Origin of the sequence: Jiangella rhizosphaerae (genome assembly GCF_003579925.1) — a bacterium.
In the GTDB taxonomy this organism is placed as follows: domain Bacteria; phylum Actinomycetota; class Actinomycetes; order Jiangellales; family Jiangellaceae; genus Jiangella; species Jiangella rhizosphaerae.
In genome coordinates this window covers 1-21,410 of the sequence record NZ_QUAL01000430.1, presented here as the reverse complement: position 1 = coordinate 21,410, position 21,410 = coordinate 1, and the positions used below count along the sequence as shown (strand labels likewise).

Annotated in this window: 19 protein-coding genes; 12 read left to right on the top strand and 7 right to left on the bottom strand. The window is 72.1% G+C overall.

Annotated features, from left to right (window positions below; translation table 11 throughout):
• Nucleotides 1-1,425, bottom strand: a 1,425-nt coding sequence (locus DY240_RS29455) for a DEAD/DEAH box helicase (protein ID WP_233552926.1), incomplete at its 3' end; no start/stop codon positions are given.
• 194 nt (nt 1,426-1,619) lie between these two features.
• Here DY240_RS29455 and DY240_RS29450 point away from each other — a divergent pair.
• Nucleotides 1,620-2,117, top strand: a complete 498-nt coding sequence (locus tag DY240_RS29450) for a cupin domain-containing protein (protein WP_119663207.1) — start codon at nt 1,620-1,622, stop codon at nt 2,115-2,117.
• A 172-nt stretch (nt 2,118-2,289) separates the two neighbouring features.
• On the opposite strand, the gene DY240_RS29445 is transcribed toward DY240_RS29450, so the two are convergent.
• Nucleotides 2,290-3,369: a fatty acid desaturase family protein gene (locus DY240_RS29445; protein WP_119663206.1), complete on the bottom strand. Its 1,080-nt coding sequence runs from the start codon at nt 3,367-3,369 to the stop codon at nt 2,290-2,292.
• A 268-nt stretch (nt 3,370-3,637) separates the two neighbouring features.
• On the opposite strand from DY240_RS29445, the gene DY240_RS29440 reads away from it, so the two are divergent.
• Nucleotides 3,638-4,471 carry a nucleotidyltransferase family protein gene (locus tag DY240_RS29440; RefSeq protein WP_158603053.1) on the top strand — a complete coding sequence of 278 codons (834 nt, stop codon included), beginning with the start codon at nt 3,638-3,640 and terminating at the stop codon, nt 4,469-4,471.
• Nucleotides 4,472-4,773: 302 nt separating this feature from the next.
• Here the strand turns inward: DY240_RS29440 and DY240_RS29435 are convergent, their stop codons facing one another.
• On the bottom strand, nt 4,774-5,979 hold the full coding sequence (locus DY240_RS29435) for a sensor histidine kinase (RefSeq protein WP_119663204.1): 1,206 nt from the start codon (nt 5,977-5,979) through the stop codon (nt 4,774-4,776).
• Nucleotides 5,976-6,647: a response regulator transcription factor gene (locus tag DY240_RS29430; protein WP_119663203.1), complete on the bottom strand. Its 672-nt coding sequence runs from the start codon at nt 6,645-6,647 to the stop codon at nt 5,976-5,978. The genes DY240_RS29435 and DY240_RS29430 overlap by 4 nt, the downstream gene beginning before the upstream one ends.
• Before the next feature lie 157 nt (nt 6,648-6,804).
• Between DY240_RS29430 and DY240_RS29425 the strand changes: the two genes are divergently transcribed.
• From DY240_RS29425 to DY240_RS29405, 5 genes are all read left to right on the top strand, one after another.
• Nucleotides 6,805-7,491: a GNAT family N-acetyltransferase gene (locus DY240_RS29425; protein ID WP_119663202.1), complete on the top strand. Its 687-nt coding sequence runs from the start codon at nt 6,805-6,807 to the stop codon at nt 7,489-7,491.
• Entirely contained in the window at nt 7,488-8,510 is a 1,023-nt protein-coding gene (locus tag DY240_RS29420) for a hypothetical protein (RefSeq protein WP_119663201.1), read from the top strand. Before DY240_RS29425 ends, DY240_RS29420 begins: the two co-directional genes overlap by 4 nt.
• 70 nt (nt 8,511-8,580) lie before the next feature.
• On the top strand, nt 8,581-8,976 hold the full coding sequence (locus DY240_RS29415) for a GntR family transcriptional regulator (RefSeq protein ID WP_119663200.1): 396 nt from the start codon (nt 8,581-8,583) through the stop codon (nt 8,974-8,976).
• Nucleotides 8,973-9,860 carry an ATP-binding cassette domain-containing protein gene (locus tag DY240_RS29410; protein ID WP_119663199.1) on the top strand — a complete coding sequence of 296 codons (888 nt, stop codon included), beginning with the start codon at nt 8,973-8,975 and terminating at the stop codon, nt 9,858-9,860. The genes DY240_RS29415 and DY240_RS29410 overlap by 4 nt, the downstream gene beginning before the upstream one ends.
• Nucleotides 9,857-10,762, top strand: a complete 906-nt coding sequence (locus DY240_RS29405) for an ABC transporter permease subunit (RefSeq protein WP_199702718.1) — start codon at nt 9,857-9,859, stop codon at nt 10,760-10,762. Before DY240_RS29410 ends, DY240_RS29405 begins: the two co-directional genes overlap by 4 nt.
• A gap of 177 nt (nt 10,763-10,939) precedes the next feature.
• On the opposite strand, the gene DY240_RS29400 is transcribed toward DY240_RS29405, so the two are convergent.
• Nucleotides 10,940-11,773, bottom strand: a complete 834-nt coding sequence (locus DY240_RS29400; protein WP_119663198.1) for an alpha/beta fold hydrolase — start codon at nt 11,771-11,773, stop codon at nt 10,940-10,942.
• Between the two features lie 140 nt (nt 11,774-11,913).
• On the opposite strand from DY240_RS29400, the gene DY240_RS29395 reads away from it, so the two are divergent.
• On the top strand, nt 11,914-12,426 hold the full coding sequence (locus DY240_RS29395; RefSeq protein ID WP_119663197.1) for a CGNR zinc finger domain-containing protein: 513 nt from the start codon (nt 11,914-11,916) through the stop codon (nt 12,424-12,426).
• Nucleotides 12,427-12,605: 179 nt separating this feature from the next.
• Here DY240_RS29395 and DY240_RS29390 read toward each other — a convergent pair whose 3' ends face one another.
• Entirely contained in the window at nt 12,606-13,013 is a 408-nt protein-coding gene (locus DY240_RS29390; protein WP_119663196.1) for a VOC family protein, read from the bottom strand.
• A 131-nt stretch (nt 13,014-13,144) separates the two neighbouring features.
• Here DY240_RS29390 and DY240_RS29385 point away from each other — a divergent pair, with 131 nt between their 5' ends.
• Both DY240_RS29385 and DY240_RS29380 read left to right on the top strand, forming a co-directional pair.
• Nucleotides 13,145-13,672, top strand: coding sequence for a gluconokinase (locus tag DY240_RS29385; protein ID WP_199702716.1), 528 nt, complete (start codon nt 13,145-13,147; stop codon nt 13,670-13,672).
• A gap of 261 nt (nt 13,673-13,933) precedes the next feature.
• Nucleotides 13,934-16,465, top strand: a complete 2,532-nt coding sequence (locus DY240_RS29380; protein ID WP_119663195.1) for a transglycosylase domain-containing protein — start codon at nt 13,934-13,936, stop codon at nt 16,463-16,465.
• Here the strand turns inward: DY240_RS29380 and DY240_RS29375 are convergent.
• Nucleotides 16,446-17,795, bottom strand: a complete 1,350-nt coding sequence (locus DY240_RS29375; RefSeq protein ID WP_158603052.1) for an FAD-dependent oxidoreductase — start codon at nt 17,793-17,795, stop codon at nt 16,446-16,448. The two genes, DY240_RS29380 and DY240_RS29375, sit on opposite strands and share 20 nt — an antisense overlap.
• 193 nt (nt 17,796-17,988) lie before the next feature.
• Between DY240_RS29375 and DY240_RS29370 the strand changes: the two genes are divergently transcribed.
• Nucleotides 17,989-19,437 carry an MFS transporter gene (locus DY240_RS29370; protein ID WP_119663193.1) on the top strand — a complete coding sequence of 483 codons (1,449 nt, stop codon included), beginning with the start codon at nt 17,989-17,991 and terminating at the stop codon, nt 19,435-19,437.
• Between the two features lie 94 nt (nt 19,438-19,531).
• The coding region (locus DY240_RS29365) for a molybdopterin oxidoreductase family protein (protein WP_119663192.1) at nt 19,532-21,410 on the top strand (1,879 nt) is incomplete at its 3' end.

Sequence of the window (21,410 nt, the reverse complement as noted above, 5' to 3'; positions counted from 1 at the left end):
GCCACGGCGACGGCCGGCCGGACGGTCCGCGGCCGCCTCGTCGCCGGCGGTGCGGCCTCGCGCCGGCGCCGCGGGAGCGACGACCGGCGGCGTCACGAGCGGGGCCTTCGGGCCGGTGAGTGCCTCGATGGCGGGATGGCCGGCCGAGACGCGGGTGAGCGTCGGCGTGATGCCGGCCTGCCGGGTCAGGGTGCGGACGTCGCCGGCCTGGTCGGGGGTCATGACGGTGACGACCACGCCCCCGGCGCCGGCTCGCGCGGTGCGGCCCGACCGATGCAGGTAGGCCTTGTGCTCCGCGGGCGGATCGACGTGCACCACGAGGCCGACGTCGTCGACGTGGATGCCGCGGGCGGCGATGTCGGTGGCCACGAGCACCCGCGCCGAACCGGCCGAGAACGCGGCGAGGTTGCGCTCGCGGGCGCCCTGGCTGAGGTTGCCGTGCAGGTCGACGGCCGGGATGCCGGCCGCGGTGAGCCCCTTGGCCAGCTTCTTCGCGCCGTGCTTCGTCCGGGCGAACAGCAGCGTGCGGCCCCGTCCGGACGCGAGCTCACGCACGACCTGGCCCTTCATGGCGGTCTCGACCGCCATGACGTGGTGGGTCATGGTCGAGACCTGGGCCACGGCGGGCGCCGTCGAGTGCATGACGGGGTCGGACATATAGCGGCGCACCAGGGTGTCCACACCGTTGTCCAGAGTGGCCGAGAACAGCAGCCGCTGACCGCCGCGCGGCGTGGTGTCGAGCAGGCGCCGGACCGCCGGCAGGAAGCCGAGGTCGGCCATGTGGTCGGCCTCGTCGAGCACCGTGACCTCGACACCGCCGAGGTCGCAGTGGCCCTGCGCGATCAGGTCCTCGAGCCGGCCCGGGCAGGCGATGAGGACGTCGATGCCGCCGGCCAGGGCGCGCACCTGCGGCCCCTGCCCGACACCGCCGAACACCGTGGCGATCTTCAGCCCGACCGCCGTGGCGAGCGGCCGCACGGTGGCGGCCACCTGGTTGGCCAGTTCACGGGTGGGCACGAGGACCAGGGCGCGGGGACGGCGCGGCCGCCGAGGTGCGCCGGTGGCGAGCAGCCGCGACACGGTCGGGACGGCGAACGCGATGGTCTTGCCGGAGCCGGTCTGGCCGCGGCCGAGGACGTCACGGCCGGCAAGGGTGTCGGGCAGCGTGGCGGCCTGGATCGGGAACGGGGTGGTGACGCCGTCGGCCGCCAGGGCGGCGACGACAGCGGCGGGCACGCCGAGCTCGGCGAACGACCGCCCGTCGACGACGGCGACCGGAGCGGCCTGCGCGACCGACGAGTCGGGCGCGACAGTGTCGTCGAACGCGGCCGACGGTGCCGCGGCGGTGGGCCGGCTCGGCCGGCGACGATTGCGGGGGCGACGGCGAGCGCCGTCACCCCGCGGAGTGCGGGAATCTGTGGGCACGAACGTCCTTCCAGGACGTAGAGGGAGTGGCCGGTCACGATCGGCGCCCCCGCTCATCGGGAAGGGGGACCTGCGCCTTCACACGGCGCGTCGCACTCGACCTCGGGGACGTGTCATCACGTCCCGTCGGTGCCTAGTGTGCCTTATCGGGTGCCCGGCTACCAATCGAAACCCCGCCGAGATGGAGGAACGAGATGAGCTTCCCGCCCTACCCGTCCGTTCGCTACGACGGTGAGAACGGCGAGGTCGACGTGCGCCTGCGCCGCGCCGACGCACCGCCGGAGGTGACCTACGCGTCCGGCGTGACGGTCGACTACCTGGCCACCGGAGCGACCACCGGCGGCGACTTCGGGCTCTACCGCTGGACCTTCGGCCCCGGCGAGTCCGGCCCCGGTCCGCACTTCCACCGCACCATCACCGAGTCGTTCTACGTGCTCAGCGGTGCGGTCCGGCTGTACGACGGCACGGACTGGATCGAGGCCGGTCCCGGCGACTTCCTGCACGTCCCGCCGGGCGGCGTCCACGGCTTCAAGAACGTCCTGGGCGAGCCGGCGTCCATGCTGCTGATGTTCACGCCCGGCGCGCCGCGCGAGGACTACTTCGAGACGCTCGCCGCGGTCTCGAGGGGGCTGGAACTGAGCGAGGAGGAGCGGGCCGCGTTCTACCTCCGCCACGACAACCACTGGGTCTGATCCACGGTGATCATGGGATCAGGCGGGTCATCACGAGGATTCCTCGAGCGTCGACATGATTGCAGGCGTACCGCGACACGAGATTTCGTGGTGAACGTGATCAACTCGCTGCCGGAGGAGGCCAGCGGACGGCGACCAACAGCGGAGGCGGTCGCCGGACCGACGACCGGGCCTACGCGCGGTACTGCGCCGTGATGGGGCACTGGAACGGGTCGCGCGCCTTCAGGCCGACGTCGTTGAGGTACCGGACCACGATGCGGTACGACCCCATCAGCGACGTCTCGGTGTAGGCGATGCCGTGGCGCGCGCAGAACTCGCGCACGATCGGCTGCGCCCGCCGCAGGTTGGGTCGCGGCATGCTCGGGAACAGGTGGTGCTCGACCTGGTAGTTGAGGCCGCCCATGGCGAGGTCGGTGACGGGCCCGCCGGTGATGTTGCGGGACATGAGCACCTGCCGGCGCAGGAAGTCGATCTTCATCGAGGCCGGGACGATCGGCATGCCCTTGTGGTTGGGGGCGAACGCGCCGCCCAGGAGCACCCCGAACAGGCCCATCTGGACGCAGAAGAACGCGATGGCCTTGCCCGGGGGCAGCACGACGAACAGGGCCGCGAGGTAGCCGCCGAGCCGGACGGTGACGAAGAGGATCTCGACCCAGCGGTGCTCGAGCCGTTCCCGCCGGAGGATGTTCTGGATGCTGTGCGCGTGCAGCGCGAGACCTTCGAGGAGGAGCAGCGGGAAGAAGAACCAGCCCTGCCGCCGGGCGAACCACTGCCCGACGGGGCCGCGCTGGTGCAGCGCCGCCGGCGAGAACGCGAGGACACCCGGCGCGATGTCGGGGTCGGCGCCCTCCTTGTTCGGGTTGAGGTGGTGGCGGGTGTGCTTGCGCATCCACCAGCTGTAGCTGAGCCCGGTGAACAGGCCCGAGATCACCCGGCCGGTCCACTCGTTCCAGCGGTGCGAGGCGAAGATCTGCCGGTGCGAGCCCTCGTGGCCGATGAAGCCGAACTGCGCCAGGACGACGGCGAGGGCGGCGGCCAGCAGCAGCTGGTACCAGGAGTCGCCGAGCAGCGCGAAGCCGACCCAGATGCCGATGAACGCGGCGACGGTGCCGAGCATGAGCGTCCAGTAGTAGGCGTACCGGCGCTTGAGCAGGCCGGCCGACTGGATGATCTTCGAGAGCTCGGCGTACGCGCTGACGTGCCGTTCTCGGGCGGAACCGCGCGCGGGCGCGGTGTCGATGGCCGTGGTCATCAAAGGAAACCCTTCTGGTGATCGCGGCCGTGCCCGGCCGAGGCGTCACACATGTGACGTTGTTGCTGCGAGAACGGATCCGTCGATTTCGAGGTTCCGTCGCGACTCGAATGTACCCGGTGCCGATCGCCCGAAACGACGCACGGGACGTGCACCGGGCATGACGGGCTCAGGGCGCGGCGGGGAACGTGAGGGTGACAGTGGCTCGCCGTGGGTGCGGTGACCGGCGAAGATGCGGAGTCCTGAGAACCCGTGGCATTGTCGCTCCATGCCGTTGCCGGTATCGAAGAGTCAGGTGGCCAAGCTGGGCGAACGTCTGGTCACTGGTCGCGCTACCGGCGCGGATTGGAACCTGTATGCCGAGGTTCTGGACGCCTATGACCAGAACACCACCTCGGTTCGGGCAGCCATCGACGCTGTTGATTGGTCAGCGGTCCTGGGTCGTCCAATCGATCTCGCTGTGACGGCTCGCACCAAGACGCTCGGCACGTTGCTAGACAAGTTGATGCGTACGCCAGCGGTCAAGCTACCAGCGATCCGAGACATCTCAGGCGTGCGAATCGTCGGCGACCTCGTGCTGTCAGAACAGGATGTGGTCGCCAACCATCTCATCGACTTGTTCGAATGCCAGGATGCCAAACCGGTCGACCGTCGCGCAGAACCGATGAGTGGCTACCGTGCACTCCACATCGTGATTGTCTCCGACGGACTGCCTGTGGAAGTCCAGATCCGGACCGAGCTGCAAGCGTTATGGGCCGACCTGTATGAGCGGTTGGCAGATACATGGGGGCGGCAGATCAGGTACGGCGAGGCGCCCTTGCCGGGTCCAGACGGATCGGTCGAACTGCGAGCGGCGGCTGTCAGTGCTCTTCAAGCGCTGTCGGTTGACCAGTTCGCAGCGTTCGAACACCTCCGTGACATCGCGCACCGTGTCATCGCGCTGGTTCCGGACACGGAGCTTGGGCCTGTCGAGGTTGACCAGGAGAAGCTCGACAAGCTGGTCGAGCAGTCGCGGGACCTGCAGCAACAAGGTGACGAGGTGCATGCCCAATTGAAGGAACGGCTCTCCAAGCTCGCGGAGATCTTCGACTCGCTGGCTTAGCTGGCTTCGCAACGATGTGTATATTCGCACGTAGGGAGGCGAACACGTGGTCAACTTTCTGCTGTCTTACGATCGCCGTACCGGTGACTTGGACATAAAGGAGTACAGGGGCAGCGGCGCCCGGGCGCGCGCGCTGCGGGCCCGCCTGGATACGGAGAGCCGGGCAGCAGGTAGCGACCTTGAAGTAGTCGTGATTGCGGCCGACTCCGTGGCTGAGCTCCGGCGAACTCACGCTCGATACTTCAAATCAGTCAGCGAGCTGGCGTCAGGCCACGCCTGAGGAGAATCTCGCTCTCACAAGCTCAGGGCGCGGCGGGGAACGTCAGGGTGACGGTGGCGCCGTGACCAGGGCGGCCGTCGATCGCCAGGGTGCCGTCGTGGGCGTGCACGATCTCGTCGACGAGCGCCAGCCCGAGACCGAGCCGCGGGTGGTGGCCGTTGCCGTTGGCGCCGGGTCCGCGGCGGAACCGCTGGGTCAGCTGCGCGGCCAGTTCGGGGTCGAGCCCGTCGCCGTCGTCGATGACGCTGATGCGGACGGTGCCGTCGGACCCGGACAGGCCGAGCGTGATGGTGCCGCCGCGGGAGACGTGGTCCATCGCGTTGTCGACGAGCGCGGCGACGGCGCGGCGCAGCGCGCTCGGCACGCCGGTGACGACGTGCGAGTCGGTGGGCACGCTGTCGACGACGAGGTCGACGCCGGCTTCGTCGGCGGTCGCGGAGAACGAGTCCTTGACCTGCGTGGCGACCCGCGCGAGGTCGACCGCCTGCCGCGCCTCGGGCCGGAACTGCATCTCCGCCGACAGCAGCAGGTCGTTGACGATGTCGTTGAGCACCCGGGCGTCGTCGACCAGCTGGTCGATCTCCTGCCGCTGGTCGTCGTCGGTGCTGGGACGGCGCTGCAGCAGCTGGGCGCGGGTGTGCAGGATCGCCAGCGGGGTGCGCAGCTCGTGGCTGGCCTCGGCGACGAACCGGCGCTGCGAGGCCAGCGCGTCGCCGAGCGGGCGGACGGCGCGCCGCGCCACCAGCCAGCCCAGCCCGGCCGCCGCCAGTACCCCGGCGACGCCGACGAGGATGGACAGCCGGGCCAGCCGTTCGGTCTCCTCCTGCTGCTCGGTGAAGTTCGTGGCGGCGGCGACCCGCTCGCCGTCGCTCTCCTCGACGTGGGCGAGGAACGGGGTGTCGCACACCTCGAACCGCCGGGTGCCCGGCTCGAGCTCGTCGACGGCGGCGCGGACCTCGTCCTCGGGGCAGCCGTCGGGCGCCCCGTCCACGATCGTGTCCCCGGGTTCCGCCACGTCCGCGATCTTCGTCTGGAGCTTGTGGTCGGTCGCGGAGACCCGCTCCTGTCCGCTGATCGAGTAGACCAGCGCGATGATGACGCCGATGACCAGCGCGACGGCGACGCCCGTCTGCGCCGCGACGACGATCGACGCCCGGCGCAGCAGCCGCCGGTCCGCGGGTGCGGACGGTGGACGGCGGCGCTCGGAGCCGCCTGGGCGCCAGCTCACGCAGATCCCATCCGGTAGCCGAGGCCGTGGACGGTTCGGATGACGTCCCGGCCGAGTTTCCTGCGCAGATAGTAGACGTAGGTGTCCACGGCGCCCGGGCTGTCGGCGTCCTGGAAGACCTGACGACGCAGCTCATCGCGGGTGAAGACCTGCGTCGGGTGGGCGGCGAACAGCTGCAGCAGCTCGTTCTCGCGCCCCGACAGCTCGATCGGCGCGCCCGTGCCGCCGAGCACCCGCCGCGCGGTGACGTCGAGGTACCGTTCGCCGAGGTCGAGCCGGGTCGAGCTGTCGGTGTGCCGGCGCAGCAGTGCGCGCAGCCGGGCCAGCAGCTCGTCGATCTCGAACGGCTTGACGACGTAGTCCTCGGCGCCGGCGTCCAGGCCCTCGACGCGATCCTCGGTGGTGCCGCGGGCGGTCAGGACCAGGATCGGCGTCGAGACGCCCCGCGCGCGCAGCCGGCGCACGAGGTCGACGCCCTCGATAGCGGGCAGCCCGCGGTCGATGACCATGACGGCGTATCGCTGGGTCAGCGCGTGGTGCAGCCCGGACTGGCCGTCGCGCGCGACGTCGACGGTGTACCCCTCGCCGGTGAACAGCCGCTCCAGCAGCGCCGCCAGCTTCGCGTCGTCCTCGACCAGCAGCAACGAGCGGTCCTGGTCGCCTGTCATGTCATCGATGCTCGCACGGGCGCTCTGAGGTTCCTCTGAGATTCGCGCCGAAGCATGGATCTTGACGTTCGCGCCTTTGCGACAACGCGGCCGCCCGGCGGCGCGTCTAGCAAGGCAGGAGAGCCGGGTGCGGGGTTCGGTCGCAGAGAGGCTGAGGATGAGCACTGATGGCGAGATCGAGGTCCGGACCGCGGGCGAGGACGACCTGCGCAGGACCGCGGCATTGCACGTGACGGAGTTGCCGCACGGGCTGTTCCCGCGCCTCGGCGAGGGATTCGTCCGCCGCTGGCACCGTGCCCACCTGGAGTCGCGGTACGGCATCGTGCTGGTCGCCGAGCAGCGCGGCGAGGTCGTCGGGTTCGCGCTGGGCACCACCGACCGGCCGGCCAACGTCGCCTGGATCATCGGCCACCGCCGCCGCGAGCTCACCCTGGCGGGGCTGCGGGCGCTGCTCACGCGGCCGGTCGTCGCCGCCGAGTTCCTCCGGACCCGAGGGCTGCGCTACGCGCGACGGCTGCTCGGACGGGGTGCGGCGCCGGCCCGGGTGGCCGGCCGGGGCGACGTGCCCGAGGCGGGCTTCGGCCCGATCGCGGTGCTCGAGGCGATCGTCGTCGCGCCGGAGCGGCGGGGGCAGTCGGTCGGCAGGGCGCTGTCCGAGGCGCTCCTCACCTGTGTCGCGGCGGCCGGCGGCGACCGCGTCGAGCTGATCACGAAGGCGGGTGCCCGCGGTGCGGCCGGGTTCTACGAGCGGGCCGGCTGGCGCCGCGTCGGCAGCCATGTCGACCGCGACGGCGACGAGGTCCACACGTACCGGATCGACCCGCGGTTCGTGCGGGCTCGATGACCGCTCGCAGCGTCGGCCGCCGCGGCTTCCTCGTCGCGGCGGCCGGTGCGGTGGCGGCGGTCGTCACGGCGTGCGGTGCGGACGATCCGCCTGACCCATCGGCGCCGCGCACCGGCCGTACGTTGCCGCGGCCGACCACCAAGCGGCCGGTAGGTCCTGTGCCGGAGCCCCCGTCACCGGTACCGGACCTGCCGGCGTTCTCGCCCTGGCAGCCCGGCGGCAACGAGATCGCGCCCGAGGTGAAGGTGGCCGCGGCTCGGGTGCTCGAAGCGCTCGGGACGGTGCCCGACGGCGTCGCCGTCACCCCCGCGGCCGGGAGGCTGACTGCCGCCGGTGCCCCGCCGGCGCTCGAGGCGATGGCCGGGCCGCTGCTGCCGCCGGCCGCGCCCGCCGTCGCGCAGATCGTCTACCCGCAGTACGGCGGGCTGGAGCGCAGCACCGCTAGCGTCATGGCGGTCGTCCGGCAGACCTGGGTCGACGGTGCGACGCTGCGGGAGCGGGTCGTGACGGCGGACGTCCGGCTGCGCCGCAGGGCGGGCGCGTGGACGGTCACCGAGCTGCACCCCGCCGCGCCGGCTCCTGGCGCGGCCGCCGCCTTGACCGGTCCGGCTGCCGAGCTCGCCGGCAGCGGCCGCGTCCACCTGCCGGAGGCCGCCGTCGCCGACCTCGCCGCGGGCGTCGTCGACGCGCGCGTGGTCGCCGCGCTGCTGGAGCTGGCCGGGACCTACCAGCTGGCGGTGTCGGTGTTCCGCGGCGGCCATCCGGAGAACGTCTTCGGCACCGATCGCACCAGCAACCACACCCGCGGCCGGGCCGTCGACATCTGGGCGGTCGATGGCCGGCCGGTGGTGTCGATGGGCAAGGACGAGCCGTTCCTGCTCGACTTCCTGGCGGCGGTGCGCGCGACCGGCAGCGACGAGATCGGCGGCCCGGTCGACCCCGACGGTCCCGGCGGCAAGCACTTCGCCGACGACCTGCACCGCGACCACGTGCACCTCGGGTTCGAGCGCGCCGCCTGACGGTTGATCGTTGACCACGCCGCACTAACCCTGCTTTACTAGTTTCATAGGAAAGCAGGGAGGTCGTCTCGTGTTCGTATTCCAGCTCGACAGCACGTCCGGGGTCCCGCCGTACCTGCAGCTGGTCCACCAGGTCCGCCAGGCGATCACGGTGGGCTACCTCCGGGAGGGCGACCGGCTGCCACTGATCAGAGAGGCGGTCGAGCAGCTCGCGATCAACCCCAACACCGTGTCGAAGGCCTATCGCCAGCTCGAGCACGAGGGTCTGGTCGATCCCAGGCCCGGCGTGGGCACGTTCGTCGCCCGAGCGCCCGAGGTCACGGTGTCGCCGGCGCAGTACGCGAAGCTGCGCCGCGGCCTGGAGCGCTGGCTGCGCGAGGCCGCGGACGCCGGGCTCGACGACGACGCCGTCGGGGCGTTGCTGGCCATCGTCCGGCGGGACCTGGCCGAGGAGGGCGCGGCGTGAGCGCGGCCGTCGTCACCAGGGGACTGGGCAAGCGGTACCGGTCGACGTGGGCGCTGCGGGACTGCGACCTCGTGCTGCCGGCCGGCGCCGTCGTCGCCTTGGTCGGGCCGAACGGCGCGGGGAAGACCACGCTGCTGCAGCTGCTCGCCGGGCTGCAGCAGCCGTCGGCCGGGTCGGTCTCGCTCTTCGGCCTATCGGCGCCGGCCGGGTCGGCGCAGGCCCTGGGGGAGCTGGGCTACGTGGCCCAGGACCACCCGGTCTACCGGCGGTTCCGGGTGTCGGAGCTGCTGCACCTGGGCCGGTCGCTCAACCCGGCCTGGGACCAGGACCTCGCCGAGCGGCGCATCGACGAGCTGGGCATCCCGCTGCGGCAGCGCACGGGCCGGCTGTCCGGCGGCCAGCAGGCTCAGGTCGCCCTGGCGCTCGCGCTGGCCAAACGGCCCCGGCTGCTGATCCTGGACGAACCGGTGGCGAGTCTCGACCCGCTGGCCCGGCGCGAGTTCCTGCAGGTCCTGATGGCCACGGTGGCCGACGAAGGCCTCACCGTGCTGCTCTCGTCGCACAACGTCGCCGAGCTGGAGCGCGTATGCGACCACCTGGTGGTGGTCGCGGGCGGCCGGGTCCAGCTCGCCGGAGACGTCGACTCCCTGCTCGACGAGCATCGCGTGCTCACGGGCCCGGGCGCCGGCGTGCCCGACGGCCCGGGCGTGATCCACGTGGACCAGGCCGACCGGCACGCCCACGTAGTCGCCCGGATCGGCGGCGCCGAGCCGATGCCCGGGTGGTCGGCCCGGCCGATCGGTCTGGAGGAGCTCGTCCTCGCCTACCTGCGGCGGGCCCGGGAGCCCCGGCCCGTCACGAGCGAACTGGAGCTGAGCGCATGATCTGGGTGGCCTGGCGCCAGCATCGCGGCGAGTTCCTCGGAGTGGCGATCCTGCTGGCCGGTCTCGGCGCCCTGCTGCTCACCCACGGCGTCGCGATGCACGACGCCTACGATCGCCTGGGGATTCGGGACTGTCACCTGGTCTTTCTCGGCGGCACCGACCAGGCCTGCATCGACCGGGTGATGGACTTCGAGGACGACTACGCGGGCCTGCCGCAGCAGTTCACCTCCTGGCTGCCGTTCTTGCCGATGGTCGCGGGCATGCTCATCGGGGCGCCGCTGCTGGCCCGGGAGTACGAGCAGGGCACCTGGCAGCTGGCCTGGACCCAGGGCGTGACCCGGACCCGCTGGCTGGCCACTCAGCTCGGCGTCGTGTTCGGCGTCGTCCTCGTCGCCTCCGTGGTGTTCGCCGCCGGCCTGAGCTGGTGGTTGGAACCCGTGGACATCCAGCGGTTCTCGTCGGCGAAGTTCAACCACGCCGTGCTGGTGTTCCCCGGGTACGTGCTGCTGGGGATGGCGATCGGGGTTCTGGCCGGCGTGCTGTCGCGCCGCGTCCTCGTGGCGGCGGCCGTCACCATCCCCGTCTATCTGGCGCTGCGGCTGCCGATCGAGTTCGGGCTGCGTCCCCGGTATCGCGAGCCGCTGACGTCGGACGACCCGGCGGTCATCTCCCACGGCTGGCCGATCGACGGCATCACGATGGGTCCCGGCGACGGGTTCCCGTCGGTCCGGTACCAGCCGGACGACAGGTTCTGGCAGTTCCAGGTGATCGAGACCGCGATCCTGCTCGGCGTCACCGCGGTGCTGCTCGCGACCGCCTGGCGGCTCGTGCTCGGACCCGGCGCGGTCACGGCCGACCGGCGCCTGGTGCGGGCGCCGGGTAGGCGACCAGCCGTCCGGTAGGCCCGGGCGGCGGCGGGCCGTCCCACTGCCGGCCGGCGCCAACTCGCCGGCGGGAAGTCGAAGCCGATGCCGTTGACGTAGGCGTCGCCGTTCTCGCTCACCACGATGTCGACGGGTGCTCGGAGAAGGCGACGAGGGGCGGCCGGACACCGAGCCCGGCCGCCCCTCGTCGGCGACTCACTTGCGCAGAAAGGCGAGCAGCGCCTCGGTGACCTGGTCGGCGTGGGTCCAGAGCAGGCCGTGCGGCGCGCCGTCGATCTCGACGTAGTCGGCGTCGGGGAGCCGCTTGGCGAACTCACGGGCGGTCGCGTCGATCGGGAGGATGCGGTCGGCCGTGCCGTGCAGGATCAGCGCCGGGACGTCGATCTTCTCGATGTCGGCTCGGAAGTCGGTGTGCCACGTCGGCACCACGGCGGACGACGCGTACCAGGACGCGCCGGCGGCGACGTTCCAGCTACCCCGGACCGCGGCCTCGCTGATGCGGCTGCCGAGGTTCTCGTCGAGGTTGTAGAAGTTCTTGTAGAACTCGTCGAACCAGGCGTAGCGGTCGGCCTTCGCCGTCTGCTCGATCCCGTCGAACACGTCCTGCGGCAGGCCGGTCGGGTTGTCGTCGGTCTGCAGGAGGAACGGCTCGAGCGAGGCGAGGAACGCGGCCTTCGCCACGCGCTCGCTGCCGTACGTGCCGAGGTAGCGGCCGACCTCGCCGGTGCCCATCGAGAAGCCGACGAGGACGACGTCGCGCAGGTCGAGGGTGTCGAGGACGGCCTTGAGGTCGGCGGCGAACGTGTCGTAGTCGTACCCCGTGGTCGGCTGGCTGGACCGGCCGAAGCCGCGCCGGTCGTAGGTGACGACCCGGTAGCCGGCCTCGAGCAGGGCCGCCGACTGCTTCTCCCACGAGTGCCCGTCGAGCGGGTAGCCGTGGATCAGCACGACGGGCTGCCCGCTGCCGTGGTCCTCGTAGTAGAGGTCGATGTTGGTGGAGTTCTCGGTTCCGACGGTGATGTACGGCATGGCGCTGGCTCCGTTCCGCTCGACCGGCTTCTAACCGGTTCCGTTGTCTGTGGCGGTTACAAGTTCGATGGAAGCGCGGATATTCCAACCTGTCAAGCCGCTCGATAGGGTTAGAATGGAGAGCGATCGGAAGGACCGTCATGACACCGCTGCTGCTCGACCTGGTGAACTCGCGCATCGTCTATCCCGACGGGCCGCGCGACGAGCTCGCCGACGACGACGACGCGCGAGCGTGGCTGCGCGAGCGCGGCGCGCTCGGGACGCGTGAGGAGATCGCCGACGCCCGTACCGTGCGGCCCGTCCTCGCCGCCGTCATCCGAGGCGAGGCGCCGCTCGACGCGCTGGCGCCGTGGGTCGCGGTCATGCACAGGCGGGCCCGGCTCACCAGCGACGGGTTGTCGTGGCAGGACGACGTCCCGGCCGATCGCCGCGTCGGGGTGCGCGCCATCGAGGAGTGGGCCGCACTGCAGGGGCCCGACGGGTCGCGGATCCGGCCCTGCGCGGACCCCGACTGCCAGCACTTCCTGGTCGACCACAGCCGCGCCAACGCCCGCAAGTGGCACTCGATGGAGATCTGCGGCAACCGCGCCAAGGCGCGCCGCCACTACGCGCGGTCGAAGGAGCGCGACGGCGGGCTCGGCTCGGCCCGGTGACGGGCGAGTCTGGCCACACCTCGACCTCCGCAGCCCTCCGCCATCCCAGTCCGCGCCTTGGCAAGGCTGGTCGTCGTTACCGCGTCCGATATGTCGGATGTTGCGCGATGGTGAGGCTTGCCAAGGCGGTCGGCCGCCGTGAGGCCGCCTCGGGCCGTCGCGCCCGCACCCGAGGAGGGTCAGCCGTCGCCGAGCTCGGTGAAGAGGGTGAGCTGCAGTCCGCCGGGCGCGTCGAGGCGCGCGTTGAGCGAGTTCCACGGCGTGCGGGTGGGTTCGGCCAGGACGTCGGCGCCGGCGTCGGCGAGTCGCCGGGTCGTCGCGGCGGAGTCGGAGACCTCGAGGGCGACGCGGATGTGGCCGGCCACCCGCCGGCCGACCTCGACGCGGTCGATGAACTCGGCCTGGGACTCATCGACGATCTCGATCGTCGCCCGGCCGGCGCCGAGCAGGATCACCTGGCCGTCGGCTGAGGAGAAGTCGGCCAGCTGGGGCAGGCCGAGCACGTCGCGGTAGAACCGCACGGCTTCCTCGTGGTCGGGGACGGTCACGACGAGCCGCAGCTCGCGCACTGGCGCGGAGTCGGTCATGCTCCCAGTCTGGACGTGGCCGACGCTCACAGCCAGGGCGTGTGATGCTGGACCCCGCGGAGGGTCCGGGCCGGGAGTGGGTTGGGAGTCAGTGAGTTGAGGTGCACGGCCCGACACATAAGAGTGGAGCGATGACCCTCCCGCCCCACATCGTCGTCATGGGCGTGTCCGGCTCAGGCAAGACGACCATCGCCACGCGGCTCGCCGACCGTCTCGGCCGGCCGTTCGCCGAGGCCGACGACATGCACCCTCCGGCCAACGTCGCCAAGATGGCGGCCGGCACGCCGCTCACCGACGAGGACCGCATGCCGTGGCTGGCCACTGTGCGTGACTGGCTCACCGCGCAGGCCGAGCAGGGCCACAGCGCCGTCGTCACGTGTTCCGCGCTGCGCCGGGTCTACCGCGACGTGCTCCGCGAGGCCGCCGGCGGGGTGACGTTCGTGCACCTCCACGGCGACCCCGAGCTCCTCGCCGCGCGCATGAAGGCGCGCAAGGGGCACTTCATGCCGCCCAGCCTGCTGCGGTCACAGCTCGACACCCTCGAGCCGCTGGAGCCCGACGAGGACGGCGTGCGGGTCCCGATCGACGGCACGCCGGACGAGATCGTCGCCGAGGCGCTGCGCCTGCTCGAGCAGGTGGCACACCGTCACGCGGAGTGATGTGATCCCGGACTCGGTTTCAGACCTGGGACGAACCGGGTATACCGGGTCGGCGGGCAGGGCGCGGCGAGTCGTGGTCTCCGCTCGCGGGGGTGGCGGAGAAACGTCGCTGCGCCGTGCCCGTCCCCGGGCGGGCCGCAGCGGCGGCGACCGCTGGACGAGAAGCCGGCGCCGGCCGCCTCCCGGAACTCCGTGGCGGCGCCGGACGTCTTCTCAACGGCACGAGCGACCCCAACCGCGCAACGTACCATCGAAGACGTCATGAGCACGGAACCCGAACCCGAGAACTCCGACATCACCGACTCCGCCGGCCGCCCCGACCGGGGCGGCGCCCGCTATCGAGCCGGCCGCCAGAAGCGGACCGGCTGGCGACGCGTCTTCAACCGGAAGGTGTTCGGCTTCACCGTCCTCGGCATGTTCCTGCTGGGCGCGGGGGCCATCGGGGTCGCGTTCGCGATGATCGACGTGCCCGAGCCGAACGACTTCTCCACCTCCGAGGCCACCATCGTCTACTGGGACGACGGCCAGACCGAGCTGGGCCGGTTCAGCGCCGAGAACCGCGAGATCGTCGGCATCGACGAGATCCCGCAGACCCTGCAGCAGGCCGTCGTCGCTGCCGAGGACCGCAGCTTCTACGAGAACTCCGGGTTCTCGCTCACCGGCATGGCCCGGGCCGGGTGGGACGCGCTGCGCGGCTCGTCGAGCGCGGGCGGTGGCTCGACCATCACCCAGCAGTACGTCAAGAACTACTACCTCACGCAGGACCGCTCCTACACCCGCAAGCTGCGCGAGCTCGTCATCTCGGTGAAGATCGACCAGGACGTCGACAAGGACCAGATCCTGGCCGACTACCTCAACACCATCTGGTTCGGCCGCGGTACCTACGGCGTCCAGACGGCGTCGCGTTCCTACTTCGGCGTCGACGTCGCCGACCTCGACCTCGCGCAGAGCGCCGCGCTGGCCGCCATCCTGCGTTCGCCGACGAGATACGACCCCACCCTCGGTCCCGAGAACGCGGAGCGGTTCGCCCAGCGGTTCCAGTACGTCCTCGACGGCATGGTGACCACGGGCGCCATCGACCAAGCCACCGCCGCCGCCACCGTGCCGCCGGAGATCCTGCCCGAGCAGCAGGTCAACCGCTACGGCGGGCCCAACGGCTACCTGCTCATGATGGTGCGCGACGAGCTGTTCGCGATGGGCTACGACGAGCAGGAGATCGAGACCGGCGGCCTGCGCGTCACGTCGACGTTCAACATCCAGGCGCAGTCGGCGGCCATCCAGGCCGTCCAGGACGAGCGGCCCACCGAGGACGCCGACGGCGTGCACATCGGCATCGCGGCCGTGCGGCCCGGCGACGGCGCCGTCGCCGCGATCTACGGCGGGCCCGACGCCGTCGAACAGAGCTACAACGACGCCGTCGACGCCATCCCGCAGGCCGGGTCGACGGTGAAGCCGTTCGTGCTCGCCGCGGCGCTGGAGAACGGCTACTCCCTGCGCAGCACGTTCTGGGGCAACTCGCCGTTCGACCCGCCGGAGCTCGGCCCGCCGGTCAACAACCAGGGCAACGAGGACTACGGCCGCAACGTCAGCCTGGAACGGGCGATGGAGCGCTCCATCAACACCGCGTTCGTCGACGTCGCCATGGAGATGGGGCCCGACAAGGTGCTCAACTCGCTCGTCCGGGCCGGCTTCCCCGACGACGAGCAGCTGCAGGCCAACCTGAACCCGCGTATCGCCATCGGCATCGGCGGCGTCTCGGCGCTGAACATGGCCAACTCCTACGCGACGCTCGCGGCTCAGGGCATGCACACCACCACGCACACCGTGCAGCAGATCGTCGACCGCGACGGCGCCGTAGCGTACGAGCACCAGGCGGCCGCGGAACGGGTGTACGAGGAGGACGTCATGGCCGACGTCACGTACTCGCTCACCGAGACCGTCGAGAACGGCACCGCCGAGGCCGCGCAGGACCTCGACCGCCCGGTCGCGGCGAAGACGGGAACGCACGACGACCTCACCGCGTGGTTCGCCGGGTACACCCCGCAGCTGGCCGCGTCCGTCGTGTACTTCCGCGGCGACGGCACCGAGTCGCTGGACGGCGTCGGCGGCATGGACCACTTCAGCGGCGGCGCCTACCCGGGACGGACGTGGACGGCCTTCATGGAGGGCGCGCTCGAGGGCGTGCCCGAGGAGGACTTCCCGGACGCCGCGAACATCCGCGAAGAGAACGACAACGGCGGCGGCAACGACCGCCCGGACCGTCCCGACCGGCCGAACGGCAACGGCAACGGCAACGGGAACGGGAACGACGGCGACGAGAACGGCGACGAGGGCGGCGAACAGCCCAGCGAGGAGCCGACCGGCGAGGAGACCGGCGGCGACGAGTCCGGCGCCACGGAGTCGGGCGAGGAGACCGGCGGCGACGAGTCCGGCGCCACGGAGTCGGGCGAGGAGACCGGCGGAGACGAGTCCGGCGCGACCGAGACCGGCACCGAGTGGGGCGGCACCGACACCGGCGGGACCGACTCCGGCACCGACACCGGCGACACCTCCGGCGACACGTCGGGCGACACGTCCGGCGACACCGGCACCGACACCGGAACGGAATCCGGGACGGACAGCGGCACCGACTCCGGCACCGACAGCGGTACGGACTCCGGCACCGACTCGGGGACCGAGAGCGGCACCCCCGCGCCGAACGGCCGCGCCGCCCAGGCGGCGGTGCTGGTGCTCGGCGCGGGTGCCCTGGTGGGGCTGGGCAACCTCGGCGGCGTCAGCCGGCGGCGTCGATGACCTCGAGGGCGGTGGCCAGGTCGTGCACCACGATCGGGTCGCCGCCCGCGGCGTCGCCGGTCGCCTTCTCGTGCGCCTCGAGCCGCAGCCAGTCCACCCAGGTCACCACCCTGACCCCGCGCTCGGCCAGCAGCTTGTCGACGCCGTCCGGGTCGGACGGGCGCTCGGGCAGCGTGTCGAGATCGGCGAGCACGGATTCCGCGACCTCGTTGGCGTCGCCCCGGTTGGTCGCGATGACGCCGGTCGGGCCGCGGCGCAGCCAGCCGGTGACGTAGACGCCGGCGACGACCGCGCCGTCGGCGATCACCCGTCCGTCGCGCGACGGGACGGTGCCGGCGGCCTCGTCGAACGGCAGCCCGGGGATCGGCCGGCCGTGGTAGCCGATGGCCCGCACGACCAGCTGCGTCGGCAGCGTCAGCACGGGCGCGCCGGCGTCGCGCGTGGGTTCCAGCTCGATGCCGGTGACCGCGGTGTCGCCGAGGATGCGGACCGGGCGGCGCCAGTAATGGAAGTGGATGCGGCGTGGCGCGCCGGTGGCCGGGCGCTGCGACCACTCGCGGCACACGTCGACGGTGACCTTGGCGTGGCGGTCGTGCGCGACGGCCTCCTCGTCGGCCGGTCGTAGCTCGAGGTCGGCGGGGTCGACGACGAGGTCGACGCCGTCGAGCGCACCCAGCTCGTGCAGCTCGGGTGAGGTGAACTTGGCCTGCGCCGGTCCGCGCCGGGCGACCAGGTGGACGTCGGTGACGGTGCTCGCGGCCAGCGCGTCGACCACGTGCCGGGGCATCGACGTGGACCGCAGCGTCGCGGCGTCCTTGGCCAGGATGCGGGCGATGTCGAGGGCGACGTTGCCGGCCCCGATGACCGTCGCGCTCGTGAGGTTCGCCGGCAGCTGGACGGCGCCCGCCTGCGGGTGGCCGGTGTACCAGGCGACCAGCTCGGACGCGCCGTACGAGCCGGGCAGGTCCTCGCCCGGGATGCCCAGCCGCCGGTCACCGAGCATGCCGGTCGACACGACGACGACGTCGTAGCCGGCCCGCAGCTCGTCGACGGTGAGGTCGCGGCCGACGCTGACGTTGCCGAGGAACCGCACCCTCGTGTGCTCGAACCCGCGGGCGAGCACGCGCGAGATGTTGCGGGTCTTCGGATGGTCCGGCGCGACGCCGTAGCGGACCAGTCCGTACGGCGCGGGCGCGGCCTCGAACACGTCGATGCGGTCGAAGCGGTCGCTGCGCACCAGCGCCGCCAGGGCGTACAACCCGGCCGGTCCGGCCCCGACGATGGCGGCAGCCCGGCCGGCCGCCTCGGATCGACTCCCGTCGTCCTCCATCAGCCCAACGTATGCCGATTCGGCCCGCTCGCACCAGGGCCCCCGCCGCCCCATCCACGCCGGGATCTCACGGGCGTCGTCGCGCCGGGGTGAGGAGACGTTGACATCTCCGCGTCACCTGGGCGACGCCCGCGTAATGGCGCGTTCCTAGCGTCGGCGGCCAGTGGAGTCAGACCCCGATCCGGAGGACGTCATGACCGACACGCCGACGCTCGCACCCGCCTCGACGACCGAGCCGGCCGCCGTACAGTCCACGCTCGCAGGCCCGCGCCGGGGAGCGCGCTGGATCGACCACTGGGAGCCGGAGGACGAGGCGTTCTGGCAGCGCACCGGCCGCGCCGTCGCCCGGCGCAACCTGATCTTCTCGATCTTCGCCGAGAACGTCGCGTTCTCGGTGTGGACGCTGTGGAGCATCTCGTCGGCGCTGCTGGTCGCGCACTACGACTTCGGCTTCTCCGCCGCCCAGATGTTCTTCCTGGTCGCGGTCCCCAACATGGTCGGCGCGGTGCTGCGGATCCCGTACACGTTCGCGGTCCCCCGGTTCGGCGGCCGGAACTGGACGGTGGTGAGCGGACTGCTGCTGCTCGTCCCGACCGTGCTGCTGGCGGTGGCCGTGGAGAACCCGGGCACGCCGTACTGGGCGTTCCTGCTGATCGCGGCGACCGCCGGGTTCGGCGGCGGCAACTTCGCGTCCAGCATGACGAACATCAGCTTCTTCTACCCGGACCGGTCCAAGGGCCTGGCCCTCGGCCTGAACGCGGCCGGCGGCAACATCGGTGTCGCGCTGATCCAACTGGGGCTGCCGCTGATCGTCGGCGCCGGCGGGCTGTTCGGGCTGGTCGGGGCGAGCGCTGCCGGTGTGGACCTCGCCCGGGCCGGCTGGGTGTGGGCGGCGCTGGGTGTGCTCGCCGCGGCCTGTGCGTGGTTCTTCATGGACAACCTGTCGGTGTCGCTGGCGACGTTCCGCGAGCAGATCACCGTGGTGCGGCACAAGCACACGTGGATCGTGTCGTGGCTCTACATCGGCACGTTCGGCTCGTTCATCGGGTACTCGTCGGCGTTCCCGCTGCTCATCCAGCTGCAGTTTCCGGAGGTGCCGGCGGCGAACTACGCGTTCCTCGGCGCGCTGGTCGGTTCGGTGGCGCGGCCGTTCGGCGGCTGGCTGGCCGACCGGATCGGCGGCGCCCGGCTCACGTTCTGGAACTTCGCCGCGATGGCCGCCGGCACCGTCGTCGTCATCGTCGCCGTGGACGCGGCCCGCTGGCCGCTGTTCCTCGGCGCGTTCCTGCTGGTGTTCGTGACGACGGGCATCGGCAACGGTTCGACGTTCCGGATGATCCCGATGATCTTCCAGCAGCAGGCGCTGCGGGAGGCGGGCGACGGCGACCGCGCGGCCGCGCTGGCCCGCGGGCGCACCGAGGCGGCCGCCGTCATCGGGCTGTCGTCGGCGGTGGGCGCATTCGGTGGGTTCGTCATCGTCGCGACGTTCGGCGTGCTGGGCCTGGTGAACGACGGCCGGGTGCCGGCGGACGCCGTCGCCACCGCGTTCGTCATCTTCCTCGGCTTCTACGTCACCTGCGCACTGCTGACCTGGTGGAACTACGGCCGGCGGGGCTCGGCGCTGTCCGGCGCCGACATCTGATCACGGCGTTCGGAGGTCACGAGTGCGCGGCATTTATCGTGGGCGTAACGCGCCGGAGTCGGGACGGAAACCGCCGGTTCACACCGTAGCGGGCATGGGCACCACGGCCACCCACTGCGCGTACTGCGCCCTGCAGTGCGCGATGACGCTGACGACGGACGCCGGCGGCCGGGTCACCGTGGGACCGCGCGACTTCCCGACCAACCGCGGCGGCCTGTGCCAGAAGGGCTGGACGGCGGCCGAGTTGCTCGCCTCCCCGGAGCGGCTGACGACGCCGCTGCTGCGCGACGACCGGTCCGGGCCGTTCCGGGAGGCGACCTGGGACGAGGCGCTCGACGCGGTCGCGGACGCGATCCGCGCCACCCAGCGTGAGCACGGCCGGGACGCCGTCGCCGTGCTGGGTGGCGGCGGGCTGACCAACGAGAAGGCCTACCAGCTGGGCAAGTTCGCGAGGGTCGCGCTGCGGACGAAGAACATCGACTACAACGGCCGGTACTGCATGTCGTCGGCCGCGGCCGCGTCGAACCGGGCGTTCGGCATCGACCGCGGGCTGCCGTTCCCGCTGCCCGACCTCGCCGAGACCGGCGCCGTCCTCATCGCCGGCGGCAACGTCGCCGAGACGATGCCGCCGTTCGTGCAGCACCTGGCCGCCGTCGTCGACCGCGGCGGCTCGCTGATCGTCGCCGACCCCCGCCGCACCGCCACCGCCGAGCGCGCGACACTGCACCTGCCCGTGATGCCGGGGACCGACCTCGCGCTGGCATTGGGCCTGCTGCACATCGCGGTCGCCGACGGCCACGCCGACCGCGCCTACATCCACGACCGCACGACGGGGTTCGAGGAGGCCTGGCGGGCGGCCGCGCAGTGGTGGCCGGAGCGGGTGGAACGGGTCACCGGGGTCTCGGTGGCGGCGCAGCGGGCCACCGTCGCCCAGCTCGCCGCCGGGGCGCGCGGCCGCGGGGCCGTCGTCCTGACCGCCCGCGGCGCGGAGCAGCAGAGCAAGGGCACCGACACCGTCACCGCGCTGATCAACCTGACGCTCGCGCTCGGCCTGCCCGGGAAGCCGCACAGCGGGTTCGGCTGCATCACCGGCCAGGGCAACGGGCAGGGCGGCCGCGAGCACGGGCAGAAGGCCGACCAGCTGCCCGGCTACCGGAAGCTCGACGACCCGGCCGCCCGGGCGCACGTCGCCGGCGTGTGGGGCGTGGAGCCCGGCGAGCTGCCCGGGCCGGGGCCGTCGGCGTACGAGCTGATCGAGAGCCTCGGCACCGGCGGCGGGCCGCGGACGCTGCTCGTCCACGGCACCAACCTCGCGGTGTCGTCGCCGCGCGGACGCCGGGTCACCGAACGCCTGGCGGCACTGGACACGCTGGTCGTCTGCGACGTCGTCATGTCCGAGACCGCCGCACTGGCCGATGTCGTCCTGCCGGTCACCCAGTGGGCCGAGGAGGACGGCACGATGACCAACCTGGAGGGCCGGGTGATCCGCCGGCGCCGCGCCGTCGCGCCGCCGCCCGGGGTGCGCACCGAGCTCGAGGTGGTGACGGCGCTCGCGGACCGGCTGGGCCGCGGCGAGCTGTTCGACGCCGACCCCGAGACCGTCTTCGACGAGCTGCGCCGGGCCAGCGCCGGCGGCGTCGCCGACTACGCCGGCATCAGCTGGGACCGCATCGACGCCGAGGGCGGCGTGTTCTGGCCGTGCCCGTCCGACGCCCACCCGGGCACACCACGCCTGTTCGCCGACGGGTTCCCGACGCCGGACGGCAGGGCCCGGTTCGTCGCCGTCGAGCACCGGCCGCCGGCCGAGGACGTCGACGCCGATCATCCCGTCTACCTCACGACCGGCCGGGTGCTGCAGCAGTACCAGAGCGGCGCGCAGACCCGTCGCGTCCCGGCGCTGGCCGCCGCGGTGACCGAGCCGCACGTGGAGATCCACCCCGATCTCGCCGGGCGGAGCGGACTGGCCGACGGCG

What these genes read in the sequence shown, in the direction of transcription:
- DY240_RS29375 (WP_158603052.1), bottom strand. Translation starts at nt 17,795, where the DNA reads ATGGAGGACGACGGGAGTCGATCCGAGGCGGCCGGCCGGGCTGCCGCC.
- DY240_RS29380 (WP_119663195.1), top strand. Translation starts at nt 13,934, where the DNA reads ATGAGCACGGAACCCGAACCCGAGAACTCCGACATCACCGACTCCGCC.
- DY240_RS29405 (WP_199702718.1), top strand. Translation starts at nt 9,857, where the DNA reads ATGATCTGGGTGGCCTGGCGCCAGCATCGCGGCGAGTTCCTCGGAGTG.
- DY240_RS29425 (WP_119663202.1), top strand. Translation starts at nt 6,805, where the DNA reads ATGAGCACTGATGGCGAGATCGAGGTCCGGACCGCGGGCGAGGACGAC.
- DY240_RS29390 (WP_119663196.1), bottom strand. Translation starts at nt 13,013, where the DNA reads ATGACCGACTCCGCGCCAGTGCGCGAGCTGCGGCTCGTCGTGACCGTC.
- DY240_RS29450 (WP_119663207.1), top strand. Translation starts at nt 1,620, where the DNA reads ATGAGCTTCCCGCCCTACCCGTCCGTTCGCTACGACGGTGAGAACGGC.
- DY240_RS29400 (WP_119663198.1), bottom strand. Translation starts at nt 11,773, where the DNA reads ATGCCGTACATCACCGTCGGAACCGAGAACTCCACCAACATCGACCTC.
- DY240_RS29385 (WP_199702716.1), top strand. Translation starts at nt 13,145, where the DNA reads ATGACCCTCCCGCCCCACATCGTCGTCATGGGCGTGTCCGGCTCAGGC.
- DY240_RS29445 (WP_119663206.1), bottom strand. Translation starts at nt 3,369, where the DNA reads ATGACCACGGCCATCGACACCGCGCCCGCGCGCGGTTCCGCCCGAGAA.
- DY240_RS29430 (WP_119663203.1), bottom strand. Translation starts at nt 6,647, where the DNA reads ATGACAGGCGACCAGGACCGCTCGTTGCTGCTGGTCGAGGACGACGCG.
- DY240_RS29370 (WP_119663193.1), top strand. Translation starts at nt 17,989, where the DNA reads ATGACCGACACGCCGACGCTCGCACCCGCCTCGACGACCGAGCCGGCC.
- DY240_RS29440 (WP_158603053.1), top strand. Translation starts at nt 3,638, where the DNA reads ATGCCGTTGCCGGTATCGAAGAGTCAGGTGGCCAAGCTGGGCGAACGT.
- DY240_RS29420 (WP_119663201.1), top strand. Translation starts at nt 7,488, where the DNA reads ATGACCGCTCGCAGCGTCGGCCGCCGCGGCTTCCTCGTCGCGGCGGCC.
- DY240_RS29395 (WP_119663197.1), top strand. Translation starts at nt 11,914, where the DNA reads ATGACACCGCTGCTGCTCGACCTGGTGAACTCGCGCATCGTCTATCCC.